The organism is Mesorhizobium sp. M7A.F.Ca.ET.027.03.2.1, from assembly GCF_003999175.1.
Taxonomy (GTDB): domain Bacteria; phylum Pseudomonadota; class Alphaproteobacteria; order Rhizobiales; family Rhizobiaceae; genus Mesorhizobium.
Genome location: NZ_RZOM01001677.1, coordinates 1 through 735, shown reverse-complemented (window position 1 = coordinate 735; position 735 = coordinate 1). Strand labels below are relative to the sequence as shown.

2 protein-coding genes are annotated in these 735 nt (G+C 62.7%); both read right to left on the bottom strand.

The window, feature by feature from the left end; genetic code table 11:
• Positions 1 to 210: CBS domain-containing protein (locus EN750_RS37300; RefSeq protein WP_127399477.1), on the bottom strand; the 210-nt coding region annotated here is incomplete at its 3' end.
• Between the two features lie 87 nt (positions 211 to 297).
• On the bottom strand, positions 298 to 735 hold a 438-nt coding region (locus EN750_RS37295), incomplete at its 5' end, for a rhomboid family intramembrane serine protease (protein ID WP_145968329.1).

Genomic DNA, 735 nt, shown 5'->3' with positions numbered 1-735 from the left:
GATATCGAGCGCGGCTCCACCTTCCCGGGCGACAACCCGGACGATGTCGCGCTCTGACAGGATGCCGACGATCTTGCGATCGCCATTGGTGATGACCAGCGCACCGATCTTGTGCTCTGCCAGGATGCGGATGGCTTCGCTCAGCTTTTCGTTCGGCCCGAGCGTCAACACGTCATGGCCTTTTCTCTCGAGAATTGCCTTCACCGTCATGGCGTCCTCCTCTGCTTTGCCTGCCGGTTCCTGCCCTGACCGGCCTTCACGTAAGAGTGAACATCGTGCGCCGTGATCGGTTGCATTTCAAGTGCGGTGGTCAGTCGTTTCCCACTCGGGCGCCTGCCATCGCCTGTCGAACCAGCGCAGGCCGAAGAAGCCCGCGACAAAGCCGCCAATATGAGCCTCCCAGGCGATCTGACCATCTACCCCTGGGGCAAACCCGAGCAGGCCGGTGGCGAGATTGATGACCATCCACAGGGCGAGGAAGATCACGACACCGCGCAGGCGCAATACGAATGCGATCGGCAGCACAGGGCCGGCGAAGGCGGCCTTGCCGGCCGAACGGTCGGTGCGGAAGCCGAAACGCGCCGCAGCCCCCATCATGCCCGATATCGCACCGGAAGCCCCGACCAGCGGCGCCTCACCATAAGGATGCATCGCCCAGAAAAGCGCGACCGAAGCCAACCCGGTTGCGGCAAAAAACAGCGCGAACCACAGCGTTCCCAGACGGTTTGCCAATGG